The following is a 6,023-nucleotide window of genomic DNA, read 5'->3' on the forward strand; positions in this document are numbered from 1 at the left end:
GCCGGCCCCGCGTGGACGATCCCCGGCCGATCGGTGGCCGGGCTCCGCGTTCGCCTTCACTTCGCCTTCCGTTCAGGACTACGTTCGATCCATGGCGGACACCAAGCGCGAGATCGAGCGGAAATTCGAGTTCACGAGCGGTGCGGCGGGACGGCGCGGAGTACCGGACCTGACGGGCACGGCCGGCATCGCCGCCGTCCTGGACCAGGGCACCGTCGACCTCGACGCCGTCTACTACGACACCCCCGACCAGCGGCTCGCCGCCGACGGGCTGACCCTGCGGCGCAGGACCGGCGGCGCGGACGCGGGCTGGCACCTCAAGCTCCCCGTCTCGCCCGGGGTGCGCGACGAGGTCCGGGCCGACCTCGCCGACACCGTCCCGCGCGCCCTCACCGCCCTGCTGCGCTCCCGGGTCCGCGACGGGGCCCTGCTGCCCCGGATGCGGCTGCTGTCCTCGCGCAAGGTGCTCCACCTCATGGACGGGGACGGAGCGCTGCTCGCGGAACTGAGCACCGACGCCGTGCGCGCCGAGGCCGACGACTCCACCGCCGCCTGGACCGAGGTGGAAGTCGAACTCGCCGACGGCGTCGACCCCGCACTGCTCGACGCCGTCGAGAAACGGTTCCGCAAGGCTGGGCTCGCGGTGTCCGCCGCCCCCTCCAAACTCGCCCGCGCCCTCTCCGAGACCGGATCCGCCCCCGCCCCCCGGCCCGGGAGCGACCCCGCCGACGACACCGCGGGCGCCCACGTCCTCGCGTACCTGCGCGAGCAGCGCGACGCCCTCGTCGCCCAGGACCCCGCCGTCCGGCGCGGACTGCCCGACTCCGTGCACCAGATGCGGGTCGCCACCCGCCGCCTGCGCAGCGCCTTCCGGAGCTACCGGCGGGTCCTCGACCGCGGGATCACCGACCCGCTCGGCGAGGAACTGCGCTGGCTCGCCGCCGAACTCGGCGTCGACCGGGACCAGGAGGTCCTCCTCGAACGCCTGCGCACCCGGCTCGGCGAACTCCCCCCGACCCTGGTGCACGGCCCGGTCCGCGGCCGCCTGCGGACCTGGAACACCTCCCGCCGCTCCGGCTCGCGCCGCCGCGCCCTCGCCGCCCTCGACGGCGAGCGCTACCTCGCCCTGCTCGACGCCCTCGACGCACTGCTCCAGGACCCGCCGCTGCGCCCCGCCGCCGCCAAGCCCGCCGCGAAGGTCCTGCCGAAGGCCGTGCTCGCCGACCACGCGCGCCTGTCCGGCCGGATCGACGAGGCGCTCGCCCTCGCCCCCGGCGGGGACCGCGACCTCGCCCTGCACCGCGCCCGCAAGGCCGCCAAACGCGCCCGCTACGCGGCGGAGGCCGCCACCGGGGCCCTCGGAGCCCCCGCGAAACGGCAGGCCAAGGCCATGAAGTCGGTCCAGACCCTGCTCGGCGACCACCAGGACAGCGTGGTCGCCCGCGAGGCCCTGCGCGGCCTGGCCCTCCAGGCCTCGGGGGCGCGGGAGCCCTCCTTCACCTGGGGCGTGCTCCACGGCCGCGAGGAAGCCCTGGCCGAGCGCCGCGAGCGCGAACTCCCGGGCGTCTGGGCGAAGGCATCGGACCCGGCGGTGCGGGCGGGGCTGCGCGGGTAGCCGGTGATCGACGCGGCGGGGGGCGGCCGCGCCCCGGGGTACGCTTGTGAGTCGCCCCCTGCCCGCTTCACGAAAGTCGCGTGATGACCGAGTCGGTCTTCCCTCAGCTCGAGGCCCTGCTTCCGCACGTTCAGAAGCCGATCCAGTACGTCGGCGGGGAGCTGAACTCCACCGTCAAGAACTGGGACGAATGTGACGTCCGCTGGGCGCTCATGTACCCGGATGCCTACGAGGTCGGTCTGCCCAACCAGGGCGTCATGATCCTTTACGAGGTGCTCAACGAGCGCGAGGGCGTCCTCGCCGAGCGCACCTACAGCGTGTGGCCCGACCTCGAAGAGCTGATGCGCGAGCACCAGGTGCCGCAGTTCACCGTCGACTCCCACCGCCCCGTGGGCGCCTTCGACGTGTTCGGCCTGTCCTTCTCCACGGAGCTGGGCTACACCAACATGCTCACGGCGCTGGACCTGGCGGGCATCCCGCTGGAGGCCAAGGACCGTACGGTCGACCACCCCATCGTCCTCGCGGGCGGCCACGCGGCCTTCAACCCCGAGCCGATCGCGGACTTCATCGACTGCGCGGTCATCGGCGACGGCGAACAGGCCGTCCTCGACATGACCGACATCATCCGCGCCTGGAAGGCCGAAGGCCGTCCGGGCGGGCGCGAGGAGGTCCTGCTGCGCCTCGCGAAGACCGGCGGCGTCTATGTCCCGGGCTTCTACGACGTGGACTACCTCCCGGACGGCCGCATCGCGCGTGTCTTCCCGAACCGTTCCGGCGTTCCCCACCGGGTGTCCAAGCACACGGTCATGGACCTCGACGAGTGGCCCTACCCGAAGCAGCCCCTGGTCCCGCTCGCCGAGACCGTCCACGAGCGCATGTCCGTGGAGATCTTCCGCGGCTGCACCCGCGGCTGCCGTTTCTGCCAGGCCGGCATGATCACGCGCCCCGTGCGGGAGCGAAGCATCACCGGCATCGGCGAAATGGTCGAGCGGGGCCTGAAGGCGACCGGCTTCGAGGAGGTCGGCCTCCTCTCGCTGTCGTCCGCGGACCACACGGAGATCGCCGACATCGCCAAGGGCCTCGCCGACCGCTACGCGGAGGACAAGGTGGGCCTGTCCCTCCCGTCCACCCGCGTGGACGCCTTCAACGTGGACCTGGCCAACGAGCTGACCCGCAACGGCCGCCGGTCGGGCCTCACCTTCGCCCCCGAGGGCGGCTCCGAGCGCATGCGCAAGGTCATCAACAAGATGGTCTCGGAAGAGGACCTGATCCGTACGGTCGCCACGGCGTACGGCAACGGCTGGCGCCAGGTGAAGCTGTACTTCATGGTCGGCCTGCCGACCGAGACCGACGAGGACGTGCTCCAGATCGGCGACATGGCGGTCAACGTCATCGCCAAGGGCCGCGAGGTCTCCGGCCAGAACGACATCCGCTGCACGGTGTCGATCGGCGGGTTCGTCCCGAAGCCGCACACCCCCTTCCAGTGGGCACCGCAGCTGTCGGCGGAGGAGACGGACGCACGGCTGACCAAGCTGCGCGACAAGCTCCGCGGTGACAAGAAGTACGGCCGCTCCATCGGCTTCCGCTACCACGATGGCAAGCCGGGCGTCGTCGAGGGCCTGCTGTCCCGCGGCGACCGCCGCATCGGCGACGTCATCCGCGCGGTCTACGAGTCGGGCGGCCGCTTCGACGGCTGGCGCGAGCACTTCTCGTACGACCGCTGGATGCAGGCGGCCGAGAAGACGCTCCCCGCCTACGGGGTGGACGTGGCCTGGTACACGACCCGCGAGCGCACCTACGAGGAAGTCCTGCCCTGGGACCACCTGGACTCCGGTCTCGACAAGGACTGGCTCTGGGAGGACTGGCAGGACGCCCTCGACGAGACCGAGGTCGAGGACTGCCGCTGGACCCCGTGCTTCGACTGCGGCGTCTGCCCGCAGATGGACACGCAGATCCAGATCGGCCCGACGGGCCAGAAGCTGCTGCCGCTGTCGGTCGTGAAATAGCGGTCACGTCCGCTCCACAGCTGCCCCCCGCCGGGATCCGGCGGGGGGCAGCTGCGTTGGCAGATGCATTCGAAGTGTGCTTGAACGTTTATGCACCACCGACTCGCGGATATCCTTGACGCACGGCATCGTGTATACACCGCTCCGCTCCGGGACCTGGAGGTGGCCGGGATGGCCAAAACCCTGATCGACATCGACGAGGAAGCGCTGGCCCTGGCCGCCGAAGCGCTGGGCACCAAGACCAAGAAGGACACGGTCAACGCCGCCCTCACGGAGATAGGAGCGAGGCTGCGGCGCGAGCGGGCGCTGGCGCGGCTGACCAGACTTGATGAGGAGGGCGCGTTCGACAAGGGCCGCGAGCCCGGATTCAAGGAGGAGGTGCGCGGTCCGTGGGGGAATCCGAGCGTTTCCTGATCGACACGTCGGCCGCGAATCGCATCATGCTCGCCGGGCCGCTCGCGGTCTGGCGCCCGGTGCTCGCGTCGGGACGCATCGGTATGTGCCCCGTCACGGAGGCCGAGGTGCTGTACTCGGCCCGGTCGCCGGCGCAGTACGAGGAGATGCGTCAGACCTTCGCCGACTTGTACGTGTGGCAGGGCATCCCGGAGGACATCTGGTCGCAGTTGCTCGTGGCCCAGCGCACCCTGGCCGCGGCGGGCTGCGTGCGCTCGGCGGGAGTGGTGGACCTGATCGTCGCCGTCACCGCGGCACGGCACCGGCTGACGGTGCTGCACTACGACCGGGACTTCGAGACGCTCGCGAAGCACATCGGGCTCAGTACTCGCTGGCTCGCCGAGCCCGGTTCCATCGACTGAGGCTTCTCTCCCGTGCAACCGACGAGGTCACAGGCGCGTACTGTGGGTAGTACGACAGCTGTCGGCAACGCGCCCGCACCCGAGATCTCCCCGCAGCAGCGGGGGTGAGCCGGAGCAGCGGGCACGGCCGGACGGCTCCACAGACCTCCGGGCGGCGCGCGAGAGCGCCCGCCCCGCACAAGGAGAAGAACCACTGGGCAAGCGACAGCCCGAAGGCCCCCCTCCCGCACCGGTGGTGCAGCGCATCCGACTGCGCTACACCAAGCGCGGCCGCCTCCGGTTCACCAGCCACCGAGACTTCCAGCGAGCCTTCGAGCGGGCCCTGCGCCGCGCCGAGGTCCCCATGGCGTACTCGGCGGGCTTCACCCCGCACCCCCGGGTCTCGTACGCGAACGCCGCCCCCACCGGGACCGGCAGCGAAGCCGAGTACCTGGAGATCGCCCTGGCCGAGGCACGCGACCCCGAGAAGCTCCGCGAGCTGCTCGACGAGTCGATGCCGGTCGGGCTCGACATCACCGACGCCGTCGAGGCCCGGACCTCGGGCCTGGCCGACCGGCTGACCGCCTCGGTCTGGGAACTGCGCCTCGAAGGCACGGACCCCGCCGAGGCCGAACGGGCCGTGGCGGTCTTCCTCGCCGCCGAGAGCGTCGAGGTCCAGCGCCGGACGAAGAACGGTATGCGCACCTTCGACACGCGCGGCGCCGTCGTCAGTCTCGAGGTGGCCCCGGCATCGGCCGTTCCGGCTGATAGGCCGCTGGACAGTGCCTGTGCGATACTGCGGCTGGTTGTTCGGCATCTGACACCTGCCGTGCGACCCGACGACGTCCTGTCCGGTCTCCGAGCTGTGGCCGACCTGGCGCCCCCGGTCCCCGCAGCGGTGACCAGGCTGGCGCAGGGGCTCTTCGACGAGGAGTCCGGCACGGTGACCGACCCGCTCGCGCCCGACCGCGAGGCCGTCACGACAGCCCCACCCACGGCTGCCGCGGCTGCCGACGCGAAGGCGCCGGAAGGTCCCGCCGCGTAGGGACAGTCGTTGCCGTGCCGCCCTGGCACCCGGGATCCACCTGGGTCGGGCAGCGCAAAGACCTGAAGACTTCCGCCAGGCCGTACGGACAAACACGTACGGAACCGGCGGCCATGGACTATAGCTCCCGTGTGGCGCACGCGCCCCGGAGGCCGGTTCCGCGCTCACCGCGCGAAGCCGCGCCGGACCGGATGTCAGCCGCGGCGCCCGGGAGCGCGACGGGAGAACCCCGCACATGCTCAACAACGAGAACACCACCACCGACAACACCGCCGAGGGCAGCAGCCCCAGCGACAACCTGCCGCCGCGCAGGCGGCGCCGCGCCGCGTCGCGGCCGGCCGGTCCGCCGGGTGCCGTCGGGGCCCCCGAGACGGCCGAGGCCGCAGCCGCGGTGACCGAGCCGGTCGCCGCCCCGGTCGAGGACGCCGCCCCCGCGCCGCGTGCCCGCCGCCGTGCCACCCGCGCCGTGGCGTCAGCGACGTGGTCACCGAGGTGCACGTGGAGGCCGTCTTCGACGACGGATCCCGCCTCGCGGTGGTCTCGTCACCGATCCGGGGCGCCGT

Annotated in this window: 5 protein-coding genes and 1 pseudogene; all 6 read left to right on the top strand. The window is 72.1% G+C overall.

Going from position 1 to position 6,023, the window contains the following annotated elements; translation table 11 throughout:
- Positions 1-91 precede the first annotated feature (91 nt).
- Positions 92-1,615 carry a CYTH and CHAD domain-containing protein gene (locus ABT084_RS33380; RefSeq protein WP_351052155.1) on the top strand — a complete coding sequence of 508 codons (1,524 nt, stop codon included), beginning with the start codon at positions 92-94 and terminating at the stop codon, positions 1,613-1,615.
- A gap of 80 nt (positions 1,616-1,695) precedes the next feature.
- Positions 1,696-3,621: a TIGR03960 family B12-binding radical SAM protein gene (locus ABT084_RS33385; RefSeq protein WP_351052157.1), complete on the top strand. Its 1,926-nt coding sequence runs from the start codon at positions 1,696-1,698 to the stop codon at positions 3,619-3,621.
- A 171-nt stretch (positions 3,622-3,792) separates the two neighbouring features.
- The gene (locus ABT084_RS33390) at positions 3,793-4,035 is read left to right on the top strand and encodes a type II toxin-antitoxin system VapB family antitoxin (protein ID WP_351052159.1); all 243 of its coding nucleotides are present in this window, start codon (positions 3,793-3,795) and stop codon (positions 4,033-4,035) included.
- Positions 4,011-4,436: a PIN domain nuclease gene (locus tag ABT084_RS33395; protein ID WP_351052162.1), complete on the top strand. Its 426-nt coding sequence runs from the start codon at positions 4,011-4,013 to the stop codon at positions 4,434-4,436. Before ABT084_RS33390 ends, ABT084_RS33395 begins: the two co-directional genes overlap by 25 nt.
- Before the next feature lie 235 nt (positions 4,437-4,671).
- Positions 4,672-5,460, top strand: a complete 789-nt coding sequence (locus ABT084_RS33400; RefSeq protein WP_351052165.1) for a TIGR03936 family radical SAM-associated protein — start codon at positions 4,672-4,674, stop codon at positions 5,458-5,460.
- Positions 5,461-5,928: 468 nt separating this feature from the next.
- Positions 5,929-6,023, top strand: a pseudogene (locus ABT084_RS33405) (urease subunit gamma); the annotation flags it as partial.

The sequence above is a fragment of the Streptomyces sp. NPDC002138 genome (assembly GCF_040296485.1).
Lineage (GTDB): Bacteria > Actinomycetota > Actinomycetes > Streptomycetales > Streptomycetaceae > Streptomyces.

What these genes read in the sequence shown, in the direction of transcription:
- ABT084_RS33380 (WP_351052155.1), top strand. Translation starts at nt 92, where the DNA reads ATGGCGGACACCAAGCGCGAGATCGAGCGGAAATTCGAGTTCACGAGC.
- ABT084_RS33390 (WP_351052159.1), top strand. Translation starts at nt 3,793, where the DNA reads ATGGCCAAAACCCTGATCGACATCGACGAGGAAGCGCTGGCCCTGGCC.